The organism is Aeromicrobium sp. Root495 (assembly GCF_001426755.1).
GTDB lineage: Bacteria > Actinomycetota > Actinomycetes > Propionibacteriales > Nocardioidaceae > Aeromicrobium.
Genome location: NZ_LMFJ01000002.1, coordinates 316,808 through 339,291, shown reverse-complemented (window position 1 = coordinate 339,291; position 22,484 = coordinate 316,808). Strand labels below are relative to the sequence as shown.

General features: G+C 69.7%; 21 protein-coding genes. 11 read left to right on the top strand and 10 right to left on the bottom strand.

What is annotated here, in order from left to right; translation table 11 throughout:
* Positions 1 to 81: 81 nt before the first annotated feature.
* The gene (locus ASD11_RS15725) at positions 82 to 1,524 is read right to left on the bottom strand and encodes a CCA tRNA nucleotidyltransferase (RefSeq protein ID WP_156464844.1); all 1,443 of its coding nucleotides are present in this window, start codon (positions 1,522 to 1,524) and stop codon (positions 82 to 84) included.
* A gap of 64 nt (positions 1,525 to 1,588) precedes the next feature.
* On the opposite strand from ASD11_RS15725, the gene ASD11_RS15720 reads away from it, so the two are divergent.
* The 5 genes from ASD11_RS15720 to trxA all read left to right on the top strand — a co-directional run bounded on the left by ASD11_RS15720 (position 1,589) and on the right by trxA (position 8,477).
* Positions 1,589 to 3,721 carry a DUF6049 family protein gene (locus ASD11_RS15720; protein ID WP_156464843.1) on the top strand — a complete coding sequence of 711 codons (2,133 nt, stop codon included), beginning with the start codon at positions 1,589 to 1,591 and terminating at the stop codon, positions 3,719 to 3,721.
* Entirely contained in the window at positions 3,714 to 5,339 is a 1,626-nt protein-coding gene (murJ, locus tag ASD11_RS15715) for a murein biosynthesis integral membrane protein MurJ (RefSeq protein ID WP_056289729.1), read from the top strand. The genes ASD11_RS15720 and murJ overlap by 8 nt, the downstream gene beginning before the upstream one ends.
* A gap of 108 nt (positions 5,340 to 5,447) precedes the next feature.
* Positions 5,448 to 7,019 carry a protein kinase family protein gene (locus tag ASD11_RS15710; protein ID WP_056289726.1) on the top strand — a complete coding sequence of 524 codons (1,572 nt, stop codon included), beginning with the start codon at positions 5,448 to 5,450 and terminating at the stop codon, positions 7,017 to 7,019.
* Between the two features lie 90 nt (positions 7,020 to 7,109).
* Positions 7,110 to 8,093 carry a thioredoxin-disulfide reductase gene (gene trxB, locus ASD11_RS15705; protein ID WP_056290445.1) on the top strand — a complete coding sequence of 328 codons (984 nt, stop codon included), beginning with the start codon at positions 7,110 to 7,112 and terminating at the stop codon, positions 8,091 to 8,093.
* A 57-nt stretch (positions 8,094 to 8,150) separates the two neighbouring features.
* Complete coding sequence (gene trxA, locus ASD11_RS15700) at positions 8,151 to 8,477, top strand: thioredoxin (RefSeq protein WP_056289723.1); 327 nt, start codon at positions 8,151 to 8,153, stop codon at positions 8,475 to 8,477.
* A gap of 82 nt (positions 8,478 to 8,559) precedes the next feature.
* On the opposite strand, the gene ASD11_RS15695 is transcribed toward trxA, so the two are convergent.
* The 8 genes from ASD11_RS15695 to rpmH all read right to left on the bottom strand — a co-directional run bounded on the left by ASD11_RS15695 (position 8,560) and on the right by rpmH (position 13,333).
* Positions 8,560 to 9,465: a ParB/RepB/Spo0J family partition protein gene (locus ASD11_RS15695; RefSeq protein ID WP_056289722.1), complete on the bottom strand. Its 906-nt coding sequence runs from the start codon at positions 9,463 to 9,465 to the stop codon at positions 8,560 to 8,562.
* Positions 9,465 to 10,394, bottom strand: a complete 930-nt coding sequence (locus ASD11_RS15690) for a ParA family protein (protein ID WP_082554499.1) — start codon at positions 10,392 to 10,394, stop codon at positions 9,465 to 9,467. The genes ASD11_RS15695 and ASD11_RS15690 overlap by 1 nt, the downstream gene beginning before the upstream one ends.
* Positions 10,395 to 10,446: 52 nt before the next feature.
* Entirely contained in the window at positions 10,447 to 11,001 is a 555-nt protein-coding gene (rsmG, locus tag ASD11_RS15685) for a 16S rRNA (guanine(527)-N(7))-methyltransferase RsmG (protein ID WP_235503377.1), read from the bottom strand.
* Between the two features lie 82 nt (positions 11,002 to 11,083).
* Entirely contained in the window at positions 11,084 to 11,614 is a 531-nt protein-coding gene (locus ASD11_RS15680; RefSeq protein ID WP_056289716.1) for a Jag family protein, read from the bottom strand.
* Positions 11,611 to 12,573 (bottom strand): membrane protein insertase YidC, encoded by a 963-nt coding sequence (yidC, locus tag ASD11_RS15675; protein WP_056289714.1) that lies wholly within the window; start codon positions 12,571 to 12,573, stop codon positions 11,611 to 11,613. The genes ASD11_RS15680 and yidC overlap by 4 nt, the downstream gene beginning before the upstream one ends.
* On the bottom strand, positions 12,558 to 12,839 hold the full coding sequence (gene yidD, locus ASD11_RS15670) for a membrane protein insertion efficiency factor YidD (protein ID WP_056289711.1): 282 nt from the start codon (positions 12,837 to 12,839) through the stop codon (positions 12,558 to 12,560). The genes yidC and yidD overlap by 16 nt, the downstream gene beginning before the upstream one ends.
* A complete protein-coding gene (rnpA, locus tag ASD11_RS15665; protein ID WP_235503376.1) occupies positions 12,836 to 13,171 on the bottom strand; it encodes a ribonuclease P protein component in 336 nt (111 codons plus the stop codon). The genes yidD and rnpA overlap by 4 nt, the downstream gene beginning before the upstream one ends.
* 24 nt (positions 13,172 to 13,195) lie before the next feature.
* Positions 13,196 to 13,333 (bottom strand): 50S ribosomal protein L34, encoded by a 138-nt coding sequence (rpmH, locus tag ASD11_RS15660; RefSeq protein ID WP_056289702.1) that lies wholly within the window; start codon positions 13,331 to 13,333, stop codon positions 13,196 to 13,198.
* 340 nt (positions 13,334 to 13,673) lie between these two features.
* Here rpmH and dnaA point away from each other — a divergent pair, with 340 nt between their 5' ends.
* The 5 genes from dnaA (at position 13,674) to ASD11_RS15635 (ending at position 19,434) form a co-directional block, all read left to right on the top strand.
* Positions 13,674 to 15,167, top strand: coding sequence for a chromosomal replication initiator protein DnaA (gene dnaA / locus ASD11_RS15655; protein WP_442854199.1), 1,494 nt, complete (start codon positions 13,674 to 13,676; stop codon positions 15,165 to 15,167).
* Between the two features lie 469 nt (positions 15,168 to 15,636).
* A complete protein-coding gene (gene dnaN / locus ASD11_RS15650; RefSeq protein ID WP_056289694.1) occupies positions 15,637 to 16,779 on the top strand; it encodes a DNA polymerase III subunit beta in 1,143 nt (380 codons plus the stop codon).
* A 60-nt stretch (positions 16,780 to 16,839) separates the two neighbouring features.
* Entirely contained in the window at positions 16,840 to 17,748 is a 909-nt protein-coding gene (gene gnd, locus ASD11_RS15645) for a phosphogluconate dehydrogenase (NAD(+)-dependent, decarboxylating) (protein ID WP_056289690.1), read from the top strand.
* 17 nt (positions 17,749 to 17,765) lie between these two features.
* The gene (recF, locus tag ASD11_RS15640) at positions 17,766 to 18,884 is read left to right on the top strand and encodes a DNA replication/repair protein RecF (RefSeq protein WP_056289685.1); all 1,119 of its coding nucleotides are present in this window, start codon (positions 17,766 to 17,768) and stop codon (positions 18,882 to 18,884) included.
* A complete protein-coding gene (locus ASD11_RS15635) occupies positions 18,877 to 19,434 on the top strand; it encodes a DUF721 domain-containing protein (RefSeq protein ID WP_056289683.1) in 558 nt (185 codons plus the stop codon). The genes recF and ASD11_RS15635 overlap by 8 nt, the downstream gene beginning before the upstream one ends.
* Here the strand turns inward: ASD11_RS15635 and ASD11_RS15630 are convergent.
* Complete coding sequence (locus ASD11_RS15630; RefSeq protein ID WP_056289678.1) at positions 19,425 to 20,237, bottom strand: phosphatase PAP2 family protein; 813 nt, start codon at positions 20,235 to 20,237, stop codon at positions 19,425 to 19,427. The two genes, ASD11_RS15635 and ASD11_RS15630, sit on opposite strands and share 10 nt — an antisense overlap.
* 240 nt (positions 20,238 to 20,477) lie before the next feature.
* Between ASD11_RS15630 and gyrB the strand changes: the two genes are divergently transcribed.
* Positions 20,478 to 22,484, top strand: coding sequence for a DNA topoisomerase (ATP-hydrolyzing) subunit B (gyrB, locus tag ASD11_RS15625; RefSeq protein WP_056289674.1), 2,007 nt, complete (start codon positions 20,478 to 20,480; stop codon positions 22,482 to 22,484).

The following is a 22,484-nucleotide window of genomic DNA, read 5'->3' as shown; positions in this document are numbered from 1 at the left end:
CAGTGGCGCAAAGCGGGTCTCGAGTGGCGCAGATCGGTTCGACACGCCGTCTCAGAATCGCCGATCTGCGCCACTCGCGGGTCAGGGGCGGGCGGCATGCCAGGCGCGCAACGCCTCGGCGGCCTGGTCCTGCGGCATCGGGCCACGGTCCATGCGTAGCTCGAGCAGGAACCGGTAGGCCTCGCCCACCTCGCGCCCGGGCCCGACGCCCAGGATCTCCATGATCTGGTTGCCGTCGAGGTCGGGCCGGATCGACTCCAGCTCCTCCTGCTCCGCCAGCCGGGCGATGCGCTCCTCGAGCTCGTCGTAGGTGCGTCGCAGCCGCGCCGCCTTCCGCGCGTTGCGCGTGGTGCAGTCGGCGCGGGTCAGGATGTGGAGCCGCTCCAGCTGGCTGCCGGCGTCGCGCACGTAGCGCCGCACGGCGGCGTCGGTCCACTCGCCCTCGCCGTAGCCGTGGAACCTCAGGTGCAGCTCGACGAGCTGGCTCACCTGCTCGATCTGGTCGTTGCTGAAGCGCAGTGCCTTCATGCGCTTGCGGGTCATCTTGGCGCCGACGACGTCGTGGTGGTGGAAGGTGACGACGCCGCCCTCCTGGAACCGACGGGTCCGCGGCTTGCCGATGTCGTGCAGCAGCGCCGCGAGCCTGATGATGACGTCGGGGACCGGCACGTCGCCGACCAGACGGTCCTCCAGCTCGATGGCCTGCTCGAGGACGATGAGCGAGTGCTCGTAGACGTCCTTGTGGCGGTGGTGCTCGTCGCGCTCGAGCACGAGCGCGGGGATCTCCGGGAGCACGAGGTCGGCCAGGCCCGTGCGCACGAGCAGCCGGATCCCGGACACCGGGTGCCGACCGCAGATGAGCTTGACCAGCTCGTCGCGCACGCGCTCGGCCGACACGATCTCGAGTCGCGAGGCCATCTGCGTCATGGCGTCCACCACGTCCGGGTCGACCTCGAACCCGAGCTGGCTCACGAACCGCGCCGCCCGCATCATCCGCAGCGGGTCGTCGTCGAAGGACTGCTCGGGGGTCACGGGCGTGCGCAGGACCTGGTGCTCGAGGTCGGTGAGCCCGCCGAAGACGTCGACGAAGGACGCGTCGCCGAGGCGCAGCGCGAGGGCGTTGACCGTGAAGTCGCGCCGGGACAGGTCGCCCTCGAGCGAGTCGCCGAAGGCCACCTGGGGCTTGCGGCTCGTGGTGTCGTAGACGTCGGAGCGGAAGGTCGTGATCTCCAGCTGCTCGTCGCCCTTGCGGAGCCCGATCGTGCCGAAGTCGCGGCCGATGTCCCACACGGCGTCGGCCCAGCCCGCCACCAGTGCCTCCACGGTGGACGGGTCGGCGGAGGTGGTGAGGTCGAGGTCGGAGACCGGCCGCCCGAGGAGCGCGTCGCGGACGGGACCGCCCACCAGCGCGATCTCGTGACCGGCGTCGGAGAACAGCCGGCCCAGCTCGACCAGGACCGGGTGTCGCTCCAGGAGGGCGTCGGCGCGGCGGCGCAGCTCGGTGGACAGGACGGCATCGGGCACGACGCCATACTCTACGCGCCGCCACGAGCGGGGTCGGTCCTCGGCCGACCACTACGATGGCCGGGTGCCCCGCCGTCTGCGACCCCGTCGACCCGGGCCCCGGACCCTGATGACGCCCCGGCGGCCGGTCCCCGCCGTGGTCGGTGCTCTCCTGGCCATCGTGCTGGCCGTGTCGGGCGCTCCGTTCCTCGTCGGCCCGGCCGCAGCCGCCGACGACGCGCCCGACCTCGCGGTCCGGATCGACTCGCTCAGCCCGAGCGTGCTGCGCACGGGCGACGACGTCACCCTCACGGGGTCGGTCACCAACCGCGACTCCCGGGCGTGGACGAAGGTCCAGGCCTACCTCGTCATCTCCAAGACGCCGTTCACGTCGCGCGACGACCTGAGCGACGTGATCGCCGACGCCGGCTCGTACACCGGGACGCGGGTCGTGGAGCCGCTCGACGCCATCGCCGAGGTGGGCGACCTCCAGCCGGGGCAGTCCGGACGCTTCCGGGTCCGCGTGCCGTACAGCGCGCTCGGTCTCCTGGGCGGCACCGGCGTCTACCCCGTGGGGGTCCAGATCCTGGCCACCGACTCCGAGGGGCAGCGCTCCGGGGAGGCGGTGGGCCGAGCCACCACGTTCCTGCCGAGCCTCTCCGAGGGCTCCACGCTCCCGGCCACCCCGACGGGTCTCGTGTGGCCCTTCCTCATGCCGGACGCCCGCGTGGAGGGTGGCTCCTACCGCGACACCGCAGGCTTCGTGGCCTCCGTGACCTCAGGACGCCTGCGGCACCTGCTCGACCTCGCCCTCACCACCCCCGCCGCCTCCACCACCGTGCTGCTCGACCCCGCCCTCCTGCGCGGCCTCGACGACGTGCTCAGGGGGCGCCACCTCGCTCGGCGCGTCTCCCTCGACGACGCGCAGCGGCGCTCGGTGGCACGCTTCCGCGACGACCTCGTGGGGCTCGCCCGGCGCGCCACGGCCTGGGTCCTCGGGTTCGACCGGCCCGACGTGCTGGGCATCGCCGCCGTGTCACCCGGTCGCTCGGGGCTCGAGTCCGCTGTCGATCGCGCCACCTCCGCCGTCATGACTCCGCTGGGGCTCACCGGGCGTCGCGTCACGTGGCCCACCCCCGCAGGGGTCACCCAGTCGCTGCTCACGTCGGTCCGCGGCTCCGGCACGTCGCCCGTCGTCGTCACCCCGCGCGCGGCGTCGCAGTGGCAGACGTCGCTCGGCTCGCTCGTGCTCCGGCGCACCACCGACGGTTCGGTGCCGCTGCTGGTCTCCTCCCCGCTCGACGCCGGCGTGCCGGGGACGCCCACGCAGACCACCCTGCGCCAGCGCGTGCTTGCCGAGGCAGCACTCGGCGCCGTCTCCCGGTCCGCCCAGCCGGGCTCACGCGCCGACGCCATCGCCCTCGTCGATCCCACGTGGGACCCGGGACCCGTGAGCGGCAGCCCCCTGTCCTCGGTGTTCGGGGCCACGTTCACGCGGTCGTCCACACCGGAGGCCCTGCTCGCCCAGGACCCCGAGACCTATCGGGGTCCCTTCTCCACCACGGCGAAGGCCACCCCGGTCGACGTCGCCCAGCTGTCGTCGGCTGCCGAGGCCATCAACCAGTTCGGCCTGCTGGACTCCCTCGTCGACGACGACGAGACGCTGCGTGCCAACCAGGCCATCGACGTCGCGTCCCTGCTCGGTGTGCGCTGGCGCAACGACCGCGCCGCCGGGGTCTCGCGCGCCACCCGTCTGGCCGACCGGGCCTCACGCCAGGTCTCGGCCATCGAGGTGAAGGGGCCCCCGGCGTTCACGTTGTCCGGGAGCGAGGCCAGCTTCCCTCTCACGATCAGCAACGGGACCGCCCAGACCATTCGGGTGGGGGTCCGCATCGACTCCACCAACCCCGCGCTCAGCGTGCCGGGTCTCGACCCGGTGGAGGTCGGACCCGACGAGCGCGTCACCGTGAACGTGCCGATCGACGTCGGCAACCAGAGCTCCTCCACGCTCAGCGCCCAGCTCGTGACGCCCTCGGGCCGCGAGTTCGGCGAGCCGGCCGTGTTCAACGTTCGCTCCAGCAGCGTCGGGGCCGCCGTGTGGCTCGCCATGGGCGCGGCCGGCGTCGTGGTGGTGCTCGCCCTGCTGCGCAGGTTCGTCAAGCGTCGCGGTCAGCGCAGCGCCAGCCGCCCCTCGATCGGGCAGGACCTCGATGACTGACTCCGGCATCGCCAGGGCCAGCGCCTGGATGGCACTGGGCACGATCGTCTCCCGGCTCACCGGGTTCGTCCGGCTCTTCCTGATCGCCGCGGCGATCGGTCTTCTGCTGAACGCCGACCTCTTCAACAACGCCAACACCTTCCCCAACGCTCTCTACATCCTCGTGGCGGGTGGCGTCTTCAACGTCGTGCTGGTGCCTCAGCTCGTGCGGGCCATGAAGTCCGACGACGACGGCGGGGAGGCCTACGGGCAACGCATCATCACGCTGGGTCTGCTGGTCCTCGCCGTGGCGACGATCCTGCTCATCCTGCTCGTGCCCCTGCTGATGAGGATCGTCTTCGAGCAGCGCCTGTTCACCGCCGAGCTCACGCAGCAGCGCGAGTCGGCCGAGCTGCTCATGCGTGTGTGCATGCCGCAGGTCTTCTTCTACGGCGTGTTCGTGCTCGTCGGCCAGGTGCTCAACGCGCGCGGTCGGTTCGGGCCCATGATGTGGGCGCCCATCGTCAACAACCTCGTGGCGTGCGCGACCCTCGGCACCTACATCGTCGTGTTCGGGTCCTCCAACGGGGAGGACGGCTTCACGACGGGCGAGGTCTGGCTGCTCGGCGGTGGTGCGACGCTCGGCATCCTCGTGCAGGCGCTCGTCCTCGTGCCGTACCTCCGGCTGGCGGGGTTCACGTACCGGCCGCGCTTCGACTTCCGCGGCGTCGGCCTCGGGCACACGCTCCGCCTCGGCGCCTGGACGCTCCTCTTCATCCTCGCCAACCAGGTGGCCTTCATCGTCGTGCAGCGCCTCGGCACAGGAGGCACGCTCGCCGGGGCCAGCAACGGGACCGCGGCCGGCGGTTCAGCCGTGTACGAGATCGGCTTCCTGATCAGCCAGCTCCCGCACGGCGTCATCACCGTCTCGGTCGCCACCGCGGTCATCCCGACGCTCGCGGCCCTCGCCCACGAAGGTCGCTACGAACGACTCCGGCTCGAGCTGGCCCGCACGATGCGCGTCACCCTCGTCGTCATCGTCCCGCTCGCGGCCGCCACGGCCTGCCTCGGCCAGGACGGCGCCGGGCTGCTCAAGGCGTTCAAGAACCTCGGAGCCAGCACCGCCATCGTCGGCTCCACCATCGCCTGCTTCGCCCTCGCCATGGTGGCCTTCACGGTGCACTACCTCGCGTTGCGCGGCTTCTACGCGGACGAGGACACGAAGACGCCGTTCTTCCTGCAGCTGACGATCGCCGCAGTGAACATCGTCTCGGCGGTCGCGTTCACCCGCGTCGTCGAGCCCGAGCACGTCGCGGCCGCTCTGGCGCTCTCCTTCGGGCTGGCCTACCTCGTGGGCGCGACGCTGTCGGTCACCATGCTGTCGCGTCGGATCGGCCGGATCGTCGATGCCGAGATGGTCCGGTACGTGGTCCGGCTCGCCCTGGCCACCACCGCGTCGGCCGTCGTGATGCTGGTGATCTCCTGGTGGCTGGGCGACCTCCTGGGTCACGGCGCCCTCGACTCGTTCGTCATCGTGGCCGCGAGCGGCGTTGCCGGGGCTGCGACCTATGTCGCTGCCGCCCTCGCCATGCGGCTCCGTGAGCTGACCTACCTCGTCGACAGCATCCGGCGCCGGTAGACTTGTATCTATTTATCGATATAACGATAAGTAGACACGCGTGGGATCGAGGTCCCTCACCGCTTCGACCTCATCGCCTCTAGCATGGGGTCGACTGAAGGAGCAGGGATGAGCGAGCCGCGGACGATGGCGTCCGGTGACGTCCTCGCCCACCGGTACGAGCTCCAGGACCGGGTGAGCGAGCGGCTCGGCTCCGCCACGTGGCGCGCGCACGACCGCATCCTCTCGCGCAACGTGGGTGTCGAGATGCTCTCGAGCGAGGATCCGCGCGCGGAGCAGTTCCACGCCGCGGCCCGTCGCTCCACCGTCGTCACCGACCCGCGCTTCCTCCGCGTGCTCGACCTGTTCGAGGACCACGGTCAGCACGTCGTCGTGCGCGAGTGGGCCCGCGCGTTCCCGCTCGACGAGCTGCTCGCTCAGTCCTCGCTGCCCAACCACCGGGCGGCAGCGGTCGTCGCGGAGGTGGCCGAGGCCCTCGCCCATGCGCACGAGCTGGGGATCTACCACCGCCGCCTCTCCCCCCATCACGTGCTGCTCAAGCAGTCGGGTGCCGTTCGCGTGGTCGGCCTCGGCGTCGCCAGTGCGCTGGCCCCCGTCGGCCACGCCGACACGGTCGAGGACCTGCAGGCCTACGAGCGCCTCGACGTGGAGGGGCTGGGCAAGCTGCTCTATGCGTGCCTCGTGAGCCGTTGGCCCGGCGCCCACATCGACCAGCTGCGCGCTGCACCCACCATCCACGGCCGCCTCCTGCGTCCACGCCAGGTGCGAGCCGGTGTGTCCCGCGACGTCGACGCCGTGTGCGACCGCGTGCTCGGCAACCCCCCGCACCACCACCGCACCCCCCTGCGCTCGGCCGCCGACATCGCCCACGCGCTGCGCCTCTCGGGCAAGGACGACGACGGCCCCGACGAGCAGCCGAGCCTGCTGAACATCTCCTCGCCCGACCTGCTCCGTTCCGATCCCGTCGTGGAGCCCCAGGGTCCGCCGCCCGGGCTGGAGCCTCCACGTCGCCGGCCCAAGGCCTACGAGCCCGCACCACCCACGTCGTTCGAGCGGGGCAAGGAACGTGCCGCGCTCGCCACGAAGGGGGATCGTGGCCTGATCCTGCTGGGCGTGGCCGTGGTGCTGCTCCTCGCCAGCATCCTCGGGCTGCTCGTCCAGCGAGCCACGCGCGACAGTGACGACACGACCCGCGGCGGCGCCGAGGTCGAGCGGACCATCACCGTGCAGTCCGTCCTCGACTTCGATCCCGCAGGAGAGGACGGGGAGGAGAACCCGGACGAGGTCGGCGCCGTCGTCGACGGCCAGACCTCCACGGGCTGGCGCACCACCACCTACTTCCGCTCCCCCCGCCTGGGCGGACTCAAGCCCGGTGTCGGGGTCCTGCTCGACCTGGGCGCCGCGCGGGAGCTCTCCCAGGTGACGGTCCGACTGGCCGGGAGTGGTACCGATCTCTCGGTGTACACGGCGCGGCCCGGGGTCGACCGGCCCACCTCGCTCAGCGGACTGGTACGGCGCGGCAGTGCCCGCGACGTCGGCTCCGACGCCACCTTCGCCATGTCGGACCCGGTCCTCACCCGTTACGTCGTGGTGTGGCTGACGCGCCTCCCGGCGGTGCCCGGCGAGGACGGCTCCTTCCGCGGCGAGATCCGCGAGGTCGGGCTGCGCGGGTACTCCTGACCACCGCTGACAAGCCTGCCGGTGGAGGGAATGTCCAGCGCCTAGACTTCGTTGAACGAGTCATCCCCAGCAGAGAGCATGCAGGTCCTCATGAGTGACACCGTCCGCAACCTCATCATCATCGGCTCCGGCCCCTCGGGCTACACGGCCGCCGTCTACGCCGCGCGCGCCAACCTCGAGCCTCTCGTGTTCGAGGGCTCGGTCACCGCCGGCGGAGCTCTCATGAACACCACCGACGTCGAGAACTTCCCGGGCTTCCCCGACGGCATCATGGGTCCCGAGCTCATGGACAAGCTCCGTGCCCAGGCCGAGCGCTTCGGTGCCGAGCTCGTCGCCGACGACGTCACCTCGGTCGACCTCACGGGTGAGATCAAGACCGTCACCCTCGGCGACGGCAGCACCCACCGCGCCCACGCCGTCGTGCTGGCCACCGGCTCGGCCTACCGCCGCCTGAACATCGAGGGCGAGGACCGCCTCTCCGGCCACGGCGTCAGCTGGTGCGCCACGTGCGACGGCTTCTTCTTCCGCAACCAGAACATCGTCGTGGTCGGCGGAGGCGACTCCGCCGTCGAGGAGGCCACCTTCCTCACGCGCTTCGCCGACAAGGTCACCCTCGTGCACCGTCGCGGCGAGCTGCGTGCCTCCAAGATCATGCAGGACCGCGCCCTGGCCAACGACAAGATCGAGTTCGCCTGGAACTCCGAGATCGCCGAGCTCCACGGCGCCGACAAGCTCGAGGCCGTCTCGCTGCGCGACACCGTCACCGGCGAGGTCCGCCGTCTCGAGGCCACCGGCCTCTTCATCGCCATCGGCCACGACCCCCGCTCCGAGCTCCTCATCGGCCAGGTCGACCTCGACGACGAGGGCTACGTCCTGGTCAAGCCCGGCACCACCGCCACCAACCTCCCCGGCGTCTTCGCCGCCGGCGACCTCGTCGACCACACCTACCGCCAGGCCATCACCGCTGCCGGCACCGGCTGCGCAGCCTCCCTCGACGCCGAGCGGTTCCTCGCCGACCTCGAGCTCGCCGGTGAGCCCGCCCCGGCCGAGGCCATGGCGCAGTGGGCCGAGTGACCCGGCCCCGCTCGTTCTGATCCGTCCCGAACCCCAAGCCCCACACAAGGAGTACTCATGGCAGACATCGCCGCCGTCACCGACGCCGACTTCGAGGAGAAGGTCCTCAAGGCCGAGGGTCCCGTGCTCGTCGACTTCTGGGCCGACTGGTGCGGCCCGTGCCGTCAGCTGTCGCCCATCCTCGAGGAGATCGCCAACGAGAAGGGCGACGCCCTCACGGTCGTCAAGATGGACGCCGACGCCAACCCCGTCACGCCCGCCCAGTACCGAGTCACCGGTCTGCCGACCATCAACCTCTACAACAACGGTGAGCTCGTGAAGTCCATCGTGGGCGTCCGGCCCAAGTCGGCCCTGCTCAAGGAGCTCTCCGAGTACGTCGCCTGAGCAGCTCTTCTCACACACCACGGCCCCGGAATCGCAGCGATTCCGGGGCCGTGGTCTATCTAACGATAAGTCGACTTGTCGATCAGTCGCCCTGCTCGGGCGTCCTGGGGTCCATCAGTCCGACGATGCGCTCGAGGTCGTCGATCGTCGCGAACTCGACCGTGATCTTGCCCTTGGAACGACCGAGGTCGACCTTGACGCGGGTGTCGTAGCGCTCGGACAGCCGAGCAGCCACGTCGCCCAGCCGCGGCACCACGAGTCCCCTCCCCTGCGAGCGGGGAGCTGTCCTGGCCGGACCGTTGTCTCCGAACTTCACGATCTCCTCGAGCGCACGCACCGAGATGCCCTCGGCCACGACCCGGCCGGCCAGGCGGTCCTGCACCTCGGAGTCGGTGACGCTCAGCAGGGCCCGAGCGTGACCGGCGGACAGCACGCCGGCCGCCACCCGGCGCTGCACCGCGGGCGAGAGCTTGAGCAGACGGATGGTGTTGGTGACCTGCGGACGTGATCGCCCGAGGCGCTCGGCCAGCTCGTCCTGCGTGCAGCCGAAGTCGCGCAGGAGCTGCTCGTACGCAGCCGCCTCCTCGAGCGGGTTGAGCTGCGAGCGGTGCAGGTTCTCCAGCAGGGCGTCACGCAGGAGGTCCTCGTCAGTGGTCTCACGGACGATGGCCCCGATGGTCTCGAGCCCGGCCTTCTGGTGGGCGCGCCACCGGCGCTCGCCCATGATGAGCTCGTAGCCGTCGTCGCCGGTGGGCCGCACCACGATGGGCTGGAGGAGCCCGATCTCCTGGATCGAGTGCACGAGCTCGGCCATGTCCTGCTCGTCGAAGACCGTGCGCGGCTGACGCGGGTTGGGCCGGATGGACGTGACGGGCAGCTCGGCGAACCGCGCGCCGTCCACCTCCTGCAGGCCGCTCTCCTGGGCCGCGGCGGGCGAGGCGGGGATCAGTGACTCGAGGCCACGCCCGAGTCCACGTCGTGCTGCCATCAGAGGGACCTTCCGTTCGTCGTGGGGCCGGCCGCCGGAGCTGCCTGGGCGATCTCCCGAGCGGCCTCGAGGTAGGAGAGTGCACCCGACGACGAGGGGTCGTAGGTGAGCACCGTCTGCTGATAGCTGGGGGCCTCGGAGATGCGGACCGAGCGCGGGATGGCGGTCTTCAGCACCTTGGGCCCGAAGTGTGATCGCACCTCGTCGGCCACACCCGCGGAGAGCCGCGTGCGGGCGTCGTACATGGTGAGGAGGATCGTCGTGACCTCGAGCGACTTGTTGAGGTGCGTCCGCACGAGGTCGATGTTGCGCACCAGCTGACCCAGTCCCTCCAGCGCGTAGTACTCGCACTGGATGGGGATGAGGACCTCACGCCCCGCCACCATGGCGTTGACGGTGAGGAGCCCGAGCGAGGGCGGGCAGTCGATCAGGACGTAGTCGATGCGGTCGCCCGCCTCGGCGCACTCCGCCAGGTAGGCCTGGAGTGCCTTGTCGAGCCGGGTCTCGCGGGCCACGAGCGAGACCAGCTCGATCTCGGCGCCGGCCAGGTCGATGGAGGCCGGAAGCACCGTGAGGTTGGGCAGGTCGGGGCACGGTCGCACCAGCTCGTCGAGATCCGTGCCGTCGACGAGTGCTTCGTACACGCCAGGCGTTCCCTCGGTGTGCTCGATGTTGAGCGCGGTGGAAGCGTTCCCCTGGGGGTCGAGGTCGATGACCAGGACCCGCAGGCCCTTGCTGGCCAGTCCGGCCGCGATGTTCACCGTGGTCGTGGTCTTGCCCACGCCACCCTTCTGGTTGGCCACCACGAAGATGCGCGTGCTCGACGGTCGCGGCAGCACGGTCGTCGACGAGACGCGCTGCGCCAGGTCCACATGGTCACGCGCCTCAGCCGCCAGAGGCGTGCTGTCGTCCACGGTCGGGTGCGTCATCGCCCTGCCTTCATCGGATGGAGCTTCGTTCGATGTTTCACGTGGAACATCGTCATCGCTTGGAGACCTCGACGACGGTGGTGGGAACCTCCACGGCGCCGTAGGTCCTGATCACAGTATCGCCGCCACCGAGACGGCCGATGGTCCGCCGTGCATCCACCAGCTCCTCCTGAGCAGTTCGTCCCTTGAGGGCCAGCAGGACACCACCGGGGGCGACCAGCGGCATGCACCACTTGGCCAGCTTCTCCAGGGCGGCGACGGCGCGCGCCGTCACGACGTCGTACGAGGCCGTGACCTCCTCCGCTCGCGCGCGCACCACCTCGACGTTCTGGAGGCCGAGCTCGGTCACCACCTCGTCCAGGAACGTGGTCCGCCGCAGCAGGGGCTCGATGAGCGTCATGCGCACGTCGGGTCGCATGATGGCCCAGACCAGGCCAGGCAGTCCCGCGCCCGTTCCCACGTCGGCCGCGGTGCAGCCCTGCGGAAGTCGTTCGGCCACGACGCCGCAGTTCACCAGGTGCCGGTCCCAGAGTCGGGGGACCTCACGGGGTCCGATCAGACCACGATCGACACCGTCACCGGCCAGCACGTCAGCGAAGCGTTGCATGTCAGACAGCCGAGAACCGAACACCCCCGCCGCCTCGGGCGACGGGGGTGTTTCACGTGAAACCAACATCAGCGCGAGAGTCTCACTCGGCCACGCTGGGCTCGTCGGTCTGCGTCTCGGCGCCGGCGGACTCAGACGACGATGCGGACGCCGGGTGGATCACGACGTGCCGGTTCTTCTCGGTGCCCTCGGACTCGCTCACGAGCCCGGCGTCGGCCACGGCGTCGTGCACGACCTTGCGCTCGAACGCCGACATGGCCGACAGCGCCAGCGGCTCGCCCGTGGACTCGACCGTGGCGATCGCCTCGCGCGCCACACCTTCGAGCTCCTCACGACGGGCTGCCCGGTGACCGGCGATGTCGAGCATGAGCCTCGAGCGCTCGCCGGTCTCACGGTAGACAGCCAGGCGCGTCAGCTCCTGGAGGGCGTCGAGGACCTCACCGCCGCGTCCCACGAGATGGTCGAGACGGTTCCCGCCGACGATGGAGACGGCGGCCCGATCGCCGTCGACGTCCATGTCGATGTCGCCGTCGAGGTCTGCGATGTCGAGCAGCTCCTCGAGGAAGTCTGCTGCGACGTCGCCCTCAGCCTCGAGCTTGTTCACCTCGGTCATCGCTGACCACCCTTCTTCTTTCGCTGGTCGCGCGTCTGCTTCTTGGGCTGCTGACGCGGCTTCGGCTTCTCCTGCGGGGTCTCGAGATCCTTCAGCGGGTCCTCGACGACGTTCTTGCCGTGCTTCTTGTCGCGATCCTGCTTCGCCTTGAAGGCGGGGGTCCCGGGCGCCGGGTTGTTGCGGATGACGTAGAACTGCTGACCCATGGTCCAGAGGTTCGTGGTGACCCAGTAGACGAGCACACCCACCGGGAACAGCACGCCGCTGATGGCGAACACGAACGGCAGGATGTAGAGGAGCATCTTCTGCTGCTGGGCATACGGGCCGCTCAGGGCGTCGGCCGGCATGTTCTTGCTCATGAGCTGGCGCTGCGTGGTGAACTGCGTGGCACACATGATGACCACGAGAGCCGCCGCCAGGATGCGCACCTCGAGCAGGTCGGTGCTCTGGAAGGTGTCGGCGATCTTGGCGTTGAAGATCGTGGCGTCCTGCAGCGAGCGCACGTAGTCGACGTTGAAGAAGCCGCGGACGCCGGTCTCGAGACTGTCGGGCTTGGCCTTGGCGGCCTGGTCGATCACGCGGAACAGCGCGAAGAAGACCGGCATCTGGGCCAGGATCGGCAGGCAGGAGGCGAACGGGTTGGTGCCCGTCTCCTTCCAGAGCTTCATCTGCTCCTGGGTGAGCTTCTCCCGGTCGTGCGCGTACTTCTTCTGGAGCTCGCGGATCTGCGGCTGCAGGAGCTGCATGTTGCGGCTGCTCTTGATCTGCTTCACGAACAGCGGGATGAGCAGCGTACGGATGGTCACCGTGAGGCCCACGATGGAGAGCACCCACACCCAGCCGTCGGAGATCCCGGGGATCCGGTCGACGACGTTGTGCCATGCGATGAGCACGGCCGACACCGCGTAGTAGAGCGGCGTCATGATGGCCGAGCCGATGTCGCCTAGGAAGCCGAACATGCTTCTCCTGTGGTGGATGGGACCGAGCCGGGCTCGGGGGTGGAGGTCTGTCGTGAGGCCGGCACCGGATCGTAACCCCCGGCGGCCCACGGGTGGCACCGACCGAGCCGGCGGGCGGCGAGCCACGAGCCGCGCAGGGCTCCGTGGGTCTCCACCGCCTCGAGCGCGTAGGCCGAGCAGGTGGGGTGGTACCGGCACACCTGGCCGTAGAGCGGACTGATGGCGAACCGGTAGGCCTTGAGCAGCGCCACCAGGACGGTCCTCATGCGTCGCTCCGCGTGCGGGACCGGGAGCCGGCCTTCACCAGGGCGACGTCGAGATGCTCCGCGAGTGTCGAGGAATCTGCACCGGACGAGGCTGGCAGAGCACGCACGACCACACGAGAGCCGGGCGGGACGAGGTCGAGCCGATCGCGCATCAGGTGCCGCAAACGACGCTTCACCTGGCTCCGCACGACGGCCGGGCCCACCTGCTTGGACACGACGAAACCGACGGACGTCAGTCCGCCGGTTCCGGGAACCACATGGCACACGAGGGTGGGTTGCGCCGCCTTGGTGCCGCGACGCACCGCCAGGGCAAAGTCCTGGCTGTCGCGCATGCGGTGGACGCGACCGAGCAAGGCTCAGGCAGAGAGCTTGGCGCGGCCCTTGCGACGACGGTCGCCCAGGATGGCTCGGCCCGCACGCGTACGCATGCGGAGACGGAAGCCGTGCTTCTTGGCACGACGGCGGTTGTTGGGCTGGAAAGTGCGCTTGCTCACGAGTTCTTCCTCACGGATCGGGACGGGCCGTTCGACGGCCACCGCTCACCCACAGAGATTCACACAGCTGTGGGTATGCGGCAGGTGTCGCGGGGCGACCACCCTACGGTACGGGGACCCTGGGGGACGGTCAAACTCATGTTCCTAACCCATGCCCCATCACCGGTCCACACGACACGCCGTAACGTAACCGGATCATCTCCCGAACGGCTTGATCCGCCCCCCTGGGCGCTGCTAGCGTCGCGCCGGTATCCACTTTTCCACAGCGGTCTCGTCGGGCGGTCCCGTGCATGCACAACTTGTGGACAACGATGTGAACAAGTGAGCCCAACCCGAGAGGATGCCCGGCATGACCGATGCTGTCGACAGTGAGCCCGACCTTTCACAGGTGTGGAGCGACGCGATCGACACGCTCGGGAACAGCGGCCGGGTCTGGGTCTACTCCGCGCAGCCGCTCAGCCTCCACGGCGGTCTCCTCATCGTGGCCGTGCCCGACGAGATCACGCGCCGGCACATCGAGTCCAGGGTCCGTCCCGCCCTCGAGCACGCCCTGAGCAGCAAACTCGGGGCCGACACGAGGCTCGTCGTCACCATCGAGCCCGACCTGCAGTCGCCCCGCGGCTCCTCCGACGACAGCACCTCCACCTCCTCCAAGGACCACCACTCCACGCTCTCCACCGTGATGCCGCGCGACGCCGCCCCGGTGGAGACCGAGGACGACGACGACGTCGACGACTTCGTGCCCAGCTGGGCCACGGCGCCGGCCGTCGCGCCCGCCCGGGTCGGCAACGCCGCCGAGGCACGCCTCAACCCGCGCTACCTCTTCGAGAACTTCGTCATCGGCTCGTCCAACCGCTTCGCCCACGCGGCTGCAGTCGCGGCAGCCGAGGCACCCGGCAAGGCGTACAACCCGCTGGTCATCCACGGTGAGTCCGGACTGGGGAAGACCCACCTCCTGCACGCCATCGGCCACTACGTGCTCAACCTCTACCCCTCCTCGCGCGTCCGCTACGTCAACAGCGAGGAGTTCACCAACGACGTCATCAACGCCATCGGTGAGAACCGCACGGCCGCGCTGCGTCGCAAGTACCGCGAGATCGACGTCCTGCTCGTCGACGACATCCAGTTCCTCGAGGGCAAGGAGTCGACGCAGGAGGAGTTCTTCCACACCTTCAACGCGCTGCACAACGAGAACAAGCAGATCGTGATGACGTCGGACCGGCCGCCCAAGCTGCTCAAGACGCTCGAGGACCGGCTGCGCAACCGGTTCGAGTGGGGTCTGCAGACCGAGATGCTGCCGCCCGACCTCGAGACCCGCATCGCCATCCTGCGCAAGAAGGCCGCGTCGGAGCAGCTCACCGCACCCGCCGACGTGCTCGAGTTCATCGCGAGCAAGGTGCAGACCAACATCCGCGAGCTCGAGGGCGCGCTCATCCGTGCCACGGCGTTCGCCAACCTGCAGGGCACCACGGTCGACCTCCAGCTGGCGCAGATCGTCCTCAAGGACCTGGTCGCCGAGGGCGAGGAGCCCGAGATCTCGGGACCGGTCATCATGGCGCAGACCGCGGCGTACTCCGAGTTCACCATCGACGAGCTGTGCAGCACGAGCCGCAGCCGCGACCTCGTCCTGGCCCGCCAGATCGCCATGTACCTGTGCCGCGAGCTCACGCCCATGTCCCTGCCCGACATCGGCAAGGCCTTCGGCGGCCGCGACCACACCACCGTGATGCACGCCGAGCGCAAGATCCGCAAGCTCATGGCGGAGAAGCACGCCGTCTACAACCAGGTCACCGAGCTGACCAACCGCATCAAGCAGCAGGCCCGGCAGGCCTGAGGTCCGTGTCCTCGGCCCTCGCCACCTCGTCCCGACCCTGCCTCGACGCCCTCCGGCACGCTCCGGAGGGCGTCGTTGTGCGTCGATCCGTCGTACACACCTGGGGACGAGCCTGTGGGAAAGTCTCAAGTAGAGGTGGAAACCGGAGACGTTCGTGTGAACGCGATGTGAACGACCGCTGGACGTCCACAGGGCACGGGGAGGCGTCCTCAACGCGGCCCACACGTCGTCCACCGGCCAGAACAGCCTCTGACCTGCGCAGACACCGGTTGTCCACCGTTTCCACAGTGGCTACTACTACGACGACAGAGATACATGTCCGAAGCCTCGTAGAAGATCACCGGGAGCCCTGTGTGTGGACAGTCCGTCCCGCGCTCTCCCGCCCTACCTCCGTGCCCCCTGCCGTGGCAGGATTCATCCCGACGGTTCCCGTGCCTGAAAGCACCGTCCTTCCGAAAGGCTCTCGTTCGTGAAATTCCGCATCGACCGCGACACGTTCGCCGACGCCGTCGCCTGGACCGCGCGGAGCCTGCCGCACCGCCCCAGCGTCCCCGTCCTCGCCGGACTCCTGATCGAGACCACGTCCGACGGCCTCACGCTCTCGGGCTTCGACTACGAGACCTCCACGCGCGCCACGCTCCCGGCGGAGGTGGCCGACGAAGGTCGCGCCCTCGTCTCGGGCCGGCTGCTCGCCGAGATCGTCAAGTCGCTCCCCACCAAGCCCATCGACGTCTCGCTCGAGGGCACCAAGGTCCAGGTCGTGTGCGGCAGCGCCCGCTTCAGCCTGCAGACCATGCCGGTCGAGGAATACCCGCAGCTCCCGACCATGCCCACGGCCTCGGGCACGGTCAAGGCCGACGACTTCTCCACCGCGGTCCAGCAGGCGAGCGCCGCCGCCGGTCGCGACGAGATGCTGCCGCTGCTCACGGGTGTCCGTCTCGAGCTCGAGGGATCCTCCATCTCGCTCATGGCCACCGACCGGTTCCGGGCGAGCCTGCGTGAGCTGGGCTGGTCGCCGGAGAAGAGCGACCTCTCGGCCCAGGCCCTCGTCCCGGCCCGCGTCCTCAACGACACGGCCCGCTCGCTCGTCTCGGGCAGCGCGGTCACCATCGCCGTCTCCTCGGGCGACGCCGGCGACGGCCTCATCGGCTTCGAGGGCGTGGTCGGCAACGGCACGCGTCGCACCACCACGCGTCTGCTCGAGGGCGACTTCCCGCGGGTGCGCCAGCTCTTCCAGGCCCAGGCTGAGACGGTGGCCTACGTGCGCACCGCCGACTTCGTCGACTCCGTGAAGCGCGTCGCCCTCGTGGCCGAGCGCAACACCCCGGTCCGCCTCACGTTCTCCGACGGTGTCCTGCTGCTCGAGGCGGGCAGCGGCGACGAGGCCCAGGCCTCGGAGTCGGTCGAGGCCACCATCAACGGCAACGACATCTCGATCGGCTTCAACCCCACGTACCTGCTCGAGGGACTCGGCGTCATGTCCGAGCCGGTCGTGCACCTGTCGTTCACGCAGCACACCAAGCCGGCAGCCATCTCGGGCGTCCCCGAGATCGGTGCCGAGCCCGATGCGGCCTTCCGGTACCTGATCATGCCGGTCCGACTGCAGAGCTGACGCTCCACGGGGTACCCCCCACCAGCACGGCACGACGTCGACACACGCGAGAGGAACCTCATGGGACACATCGGACTGGTCGGACTGGGCAAGATGGGCGGCAACATGCGCACCCGGATGCGCAACGCCGACGTCACCGTCACCGGCTTCGACCGCAACCCCGAGGTGTCCGACGTGGGCTCGCTCGCCGAGCTCGTGGAGGCGCTGCCCAGCCCCAAGGTCGTGTGGGTCATGGTCCCGTCGGGTGAGATCACCCGGTCCACCGTCACCGAGCTCATCGAGCTGCTCGACGAGGGCGATGTCATCGTCGACGGTGGCAACTCGCGCTGGACCGACGACGAGAAGCACGCGGCGCTCGCCCAGGAGCAGGGCATCGGCTACGTCGACTGCGGCGTGAGCGGTGGCGTGTGGGGTCTCGAGAACGGCTATGCACTCATGGCCGGCGGCTCGGCCGACGACATCGCCAAGGTCCAGTTCGCCTTCGACGCCCTGCGGCCCGAGGGTGAGTCGGGCTTCGTCCACGCCGGTCGCGTGGGTGCCGGCCACTTCTCCAAGATGGTCCACAACGGCATCGAGTACGCCATGATGCAGGCCTACGCCGAGGGCTACGAGCTCCTGCAGACCGTCGACATGGTCGAGAACGTCACCGAGGTCTTCGACTCGTGGCGCGAGGGCACGGTCGTCCGGTCCTGGCTCCTCGACCTCCTGGTCAAGGCCCTCGAGGACGATCCGGGCCTCTCGCAGATCCGCGGCTACGCCGACGACTCCGGCGAGGGACGGTGGACGGTCGAGGCCGCCATCGACAACGCGGTGCCCATGCACACCATCGCCGCCTCGCTGTTCGCCCGCTTCAGCTCGCGCCAGGAGGAGTCGCCGGCCATGCAGGCGGTCGCCGCCATGCGTCAGCAGTTCGGCGGTCACGCGGTGCGTGCCGCGGCCGAGGCCGGGCACGACCCCGCCGACGCCTGACCCACGCCTGACCCACCATGTTCGTCCGTCGGCTCGCCCTGCACGACTTCCGGTCCTATCCCGAGGTCGAGGTCGAGCTGGAGGCCGGACCCACGGCGTTCATCGGCGCCAACGGTCAGGGCAAGACCAACCTCGTCGAGGCGATCGACTACCTCGCGACGCTGGAGTCGCACCGCGTCGCCAGCGACGCACCGTTGGTCCGGGCCGGGACCGAGCGCGCCGTCGTGCGGGCCGAGCTCGTCAAGGGTGAGCGCACGGCGCTGCTCGAGCTCGAGATCACGCCGGGACGGTCCAACCGTGCCCGGGTCAACCGGTCGCCCCTGCCCCGGACCCGCGACCTGCTCGGCATCGTCCGCTCCGTCATGTTCTCGCCGGAGGACCTCGCGCTCGTGAAGGGCGACCCCTCCGACCGGCGCAAGCTGCTCGACGGCCTCACGGCCATGCGCACTCCCCGGCTGGCCGGGGTGAAGGCCGACTACGACCGGGTGCTCCGCCAGCGCAACACCCTGCTGAAGTCCGGGCGTACTAATCGACAAATGGACATGTCGACATTAGAGATCTGGGACGAGAAGCTCGCCTCGCTCGGCGGAGAGCTGGTGGCGGCCCGCATCGCACTGCTCCACGACCTCGCGCCCCATCTCGGCCAGGCCTACCTCACGGTCGCCACCGAAGCGGCCGAGAACCGGCGCGAGGTCTCGGCCGTCTACAAGTCTTCCGCCGAGCTCTCGGGCGAGGACGTGGAGTCGGTCCGCGAGAGCCTCCTGGCCGGCATCGAGGAGAGACGCCGCGAGGAGCGCGAGCGCGGAGTGAGCCTGGTCGGGCCCCACCGCGACGAGGTGGTCCTCACGATCGGCGACCTCCCGGCCAAGGGATACGCGAGTCACGGGGAGTCGTGGTCGTTCGCGCTCTCCCTGCGACTCGCCGCCTTCGAGCTCCTGCGCGAGGACGACGACGACCCCGTGCTGATCCTCGACGACGTCTTCGCCGAGCTCGACCAAGGTCGACGCGAGCACCTGGCGTCGCTCGTGAGCGGGGCGGAGCAGGTCATCGTCACGGCCGCCGTGGCCGACGACGTCCCCAAGGCGCTGCTCGGCCACCGCTTCGCGGTGGCGGGGGGACAGGTCACCCATGAGTGACCCGACACCACCGCCCGACGACGCCGCCGGTCGCACCGAGCCCGAGCCGGCGGAAGGGAAGCCGGACGCCACACCGGACCCTCTCGGCCTGGCGCGCGACGTCGCCGACTCGTACCGAGGTGCCGGCCGCCCCCTCGATCCCCGACGATCCACGTCGCGCCCCCGCCAGGCGTCGCCGCGCCGCGCCAAGCGCGAGGACCCCACCGACATCTCCGCCGTCCTCGGAAGACTCCAGAAGGACCGCGGGTGGGACGACCGGCTCGCCGCGCAGCGGGTCTTCACCGACTGGGCCTCCATCGTGGGTCCCGAGGTGGCCACGCACAGCAAGGTCGTGGGTTACGACGACGCCATCGTCCACGTAGAGACCGACTCCACCGCCTGGGCCACCCAGCTCAAGCTCCTGGCGCCGCGCATCGTGGCCCGGCTGAACGACGAGCTCGGCGACGGCTCGGTGCTGCGCATCGAGATCCGCGGTCCCCAGGCGCCGTCGTGGATCAAGGGGAAGCGGACCATCCGCAACGCTCGCGGTCCGCGCGACACCTACGGCTGAGCGGGGTCCACCTGGGTGGGCGAGACCCGCTCCATCAGGGCCACGGTGAGTGCCGCGGCCACGCCCAGCACGCCGTAGACCAGGCAGACCTGCACCGGGGTGCTGGTGTCGGCAGCGGGCCGGACGCCCAGGACCACGAGCGCGGCCGTGGCCACCACGGCGCCCACGCCCGCGGCCACCACCAGTCCCCGCAGCGGCCGACGGGTCCCGCCCACCACGAGGGAGGCGAGGGCGGTCCAGGCCAGGCTCACGCCCAGGGCCGCCACGACGTCGGACGGTCGGTGCCACCCGGCCACCACGGTGGAGGAGCCGACGAGCGTCACGGCGAAGGCACCGAACAGGGCGAGGACACCACGGATCGCGCGAGGTGCCACGAGACAGAGAGCACCCACGCCTGAGGCGACGGCCGTGGTGTGACCGCTGGGCAGGCTGTTGGCCGCGACGATCCCGAAGTCGCTCCGCTCCAGCAGGACGTGCTTCAGGGCCTGCGTGGTGACGTTGGCGCCGCCGACCACGACGACGGCGGCGACGGCCAGGCGGCCCGATCCGCGCACGAGGGCCACGGCGGCGCACACGAGACAGACGGCCACGACCGTGCCGATGGACACCCGCCCCAGCACGCTGAGCAGCGTGACCAGACCGGCCCGATCCACCTGGACCGCGCGGAGCCCGCGTTCGTCGAGACTCTGTCCCTTCGCCGTGGCGAGAGCGATGTAGGAGACGAGCACCGTGCCGAGCACGGACGCGACGAGGGTGCCCGCGCCGGGGGCCACGACGCGTCTCTCCGCGGTCACCATGGTCATCCCACCACGATGCCGTAGCCGCCCAACTCAGGCAGAGCAGCCGAGCGGGACGTGGCGCAGGAGCTGCTGGCCGGTGACCGATCCAGAACCGTCTCCGACGTATTCCCGGTTGGAAGCGGGTCTGCGCGCCCGCCAGAACGGCGCTCTGAGGCCGCTGAGAGTCAAGTAGAGGACGGGACACCCGTCAGATCCAGCGTGCCTTGTTCGTCAGACGCACAGAATCGCCCGTATACTGAAGAAGTGACTTCGAGCCCGGATCCAGAGCAGCAGCCCACTGAGGGAACGTACGACGCCAGCAACATCCAGCTCTTGGAGGGCTTGGAGGCTGTGCGCAAGCGCCCCGGCATGTACATCGGCTCCACGGGGGAGCGTGGCCTCCACCACCTCGTGTACGAGGTCGTCGACAACTCGGTCGACGAGGCGCTCGCCGGACACGCGAGCCACATCCTGGTGGTGCTGCAGGCGGACGGCGGCGTCAAGGTCGTCGACGACGGCCGCGGCATCCCGGTCGACGAGCACCCCATCGAGAAGATCCCGGCCGCCACGCTGGTCATGACCTCGCTCCACGCCGGCGGAAAGTTCGGCGGCGGCGGCTACAAGGTGTCGGGCGGTCTGCACGGCGTGGGCATCTCCGTCGTCAACGCGTTGTCCACCAAGCTCCTCATGGAGATCAAGCGAGACGGCTACGTCTGGACGCAGGAGTTCCACTACGGCGACCTCGTCACCGAGCTCGTCCGCGGCGAGCCCACCGACGAGACCGGCACCACGCAGACGTTCTACGCGAGCGAGGACATCTTCGAGACCACCACGTACTCGTACGAGACCCTCAAGACGCGCTTCCGCGAGATGGCCTTCCTCAACAAGGGCCTCGAGATCATCCTGCGCGACGAGCGTGAGGAGGCGCTGGAGGTCGCCGAGGGCGACACCGAGGTCGACGAGGTCGAGCGCGACGCCCGGTTCCGCTACGACCGCGGACTCGTCGACTACGTCGAGCACATCAACGTGGGCAGCAAGTCGCCCATCCACCGCGACATCATCTCCGTCGAGGCCGAGGACGCGGAGAAGGGTCTGTCGGTCGAGATCGCGATGCAGTGGAACGACAGCTTCACCGAGTCGGTCCACACGTTCGCCAACACGATCAACACCCACGAGGGCGGCACCCACGAGGAAGGCTTCCGCTCCGCGCTGACCAACACGGTCAACCGGTTCGCCACGGCGCAGAACCTCATCAAGAAGGCGTCCGACAACCTGTCCGGCGAGGACATCCGCGAGGGTCTCACCGCCATCATCTCGGTCAAGCTGGCCGAGCCGCAGTTCGAGGGTCAGACCAAGACCAAGCTCGGCAACAGCGAGGCCCGCGGCTTCGTGCAGAAGGTCATCAACGACGAGCTCGGCGCGTGGTTCGAGCAGAACCCGGGCGAGGGCAAGGCCATCGTCCGCAAGTCCATCGACGCCGCCACGGCGCGCATGGCCGCGCGCAAGGCTCGCGACCTCGCCCGCAACCGCAAGGGCCTCATGGGCGGTGGTGGTCTGCCGGGCAAGCTCGCCGACTGCCAGTCGCGCAACCCCGAGGAGTGCGAGATCTTCATCGTCGAGGGCAACTCGGCCGGTGGCTCGGCCAAGGGCGGCCGCGACCCGTACGCGCAGGCGATCCTGCCGCTGCGCGGCAAGATCCTCAACGTCGAGAAGGCCCGCATCGACAAGATCCTGCAGAACGCCGAGGTCCAGGCCATCATCAGCGCGCTCGGCACCGGCGTCCACGACGACTTCGACATGGCCAAGCTCCGGTACCACAAGATCGTGCTCATGGCCGATGCCGACGTCGACGGTCAGCACATCTCCACGCTGCTGCTCACGCTGCTGTTCCGCTTCATGAAGCCGCTCATCGACGCCGGTCACGTGTACCTCGCCATGCCGCCGCTGTACAAGATCAAGTGGAGCAACGCGCCGCACGAGCTGGCCTACTCCGACGCCGAGCGCGACGGTCTGCTCAAGGCCGGCGCCGAGGCCGGACGCCGCCTGCCCAAGGAGGCCCCGGTCCAGCGGTACAAGGGCCTCGGTGAGATGAACGACTCCGAGCTGTGGGACACCACCATGGATCCGGCCCAGCGGGTGCTGCGCCAGGTCACGCTCGAGGACGGCGCCATCGCCGACGAGATGTTCACGATCCTCATGGGCGAGGACGTCGAGCAGCGCCGTTCCTTCATCCAGCGCAACGCCAAGGACGTCCGCTTCCTCGACATCTGA

Bases quoted from the DNA above. Each gene is read 5' to 3' on its own strand.
- murJ (WP_056289729.1), top strand. From the start codon at position 3,714: ATGACTGACTCCGGCATCGCCAGGGCCAGCGCCTGGATGGCACTGGGC.
- ASD11_RS15710 (WP_056289726.1), top strand. From the start codon at position 5,448: ATGAGCGAGCCGCGGACGATGGCGTCCGGTGACGTCCTCGCCCACCGG.
- trxB (WP_056290445.1), top strand. From the start codon at position 7,110: ATGAGTGACACCGTCCGCAACCTCATCATCATCGGCTCCGGCCCCTCG.
- trxA (WP_056289723.1), top strand. From the start codon at position 8,151: ATGGCAGACATCGCCGCCGTCACCGACGCCGACTTCGAGGAGAAGGTC.
- ASD11_RS15695 (WP_056289722.1), bottom strand. From the start codon at position 9,465: ATGGCAGCACGACGTGGACTCGGGCGTGGCCTCGAGTCACTGATCCCC.
- ASD11_RS15690 (WP_082554499.1), bottom strand. From the start codon at position 10,394: ATGACGCACCCGACCGTGGACGACAGCACGCCTCTGGCGGCTGAGGCG.
- rsmG (WP_235503377.1), bottom strand. From the start codon at position 11,001: ATGCAACGCTTCGCTGACGTGCTGGCCGGTGACGGTGTCGATCGTGGT.
- ASD11_RS15680 (WP_056289716.1), bottom strand. From the start codon at position 11,614: ATGACCGAGGTGAACAAGCTCGAGGCTGAGGGCGACGTCGCAGCAGAC.
- yidC (WP_056289714.1), bottom strand. From the start codon at position 12,573: ATGTTCGGCTTCCTAGGCGACATCGGCTCGGCCATCATGACGCCGCTC.
- yidD (WP_056289711.1), bottom strand. From the start codon at position 12,839: ATGAGGACCGTCCTGGTGGCGCTGCTCAAGGCCTACCGGTTCGCCATC.
- rnpA (WP_235503376.1), bottom strand. From the start codon at position 13,171: ATGCGCGACAGCCAGGACTTTGCCCTGGCGGTGCGTCGCGGCACCAAG.
- dnaA (WP_442854199.1), top strand. From the start codon at position 13,674: ATGCCCGGCATGACCGATGCTGTCGACAGTGAGCCCGACCTTTCACAG.
- gnd (WP_056289690.1), top strand. From the start codon at position 16,840: ATGGGACACATCGGACTGGTCGGACTGGGCAAGATGGGCGGCAACATG.
- recF (WP_056289685.1), top strand. From the start codon at position 17,766: ATGTTCGTCCGTCGGCTCGCCCTGCACGACTTCCGGTCCTATCCCGAG.
- ASD11_RS15635 (WP_056289683.1), top strand. From the start codon at position 18,877: ATGAGTGACCCGACACCACCGCCCGACGACGCCGCCGGTCGCACCGAG.
- ASD11_RS15630 (WP_056289678.1), bottom strand. From the start codon at position 20,237: ATGACCATGGTGACCGCGGAGAGACGCGTCGTGGCCCCCGGCGCGGGC.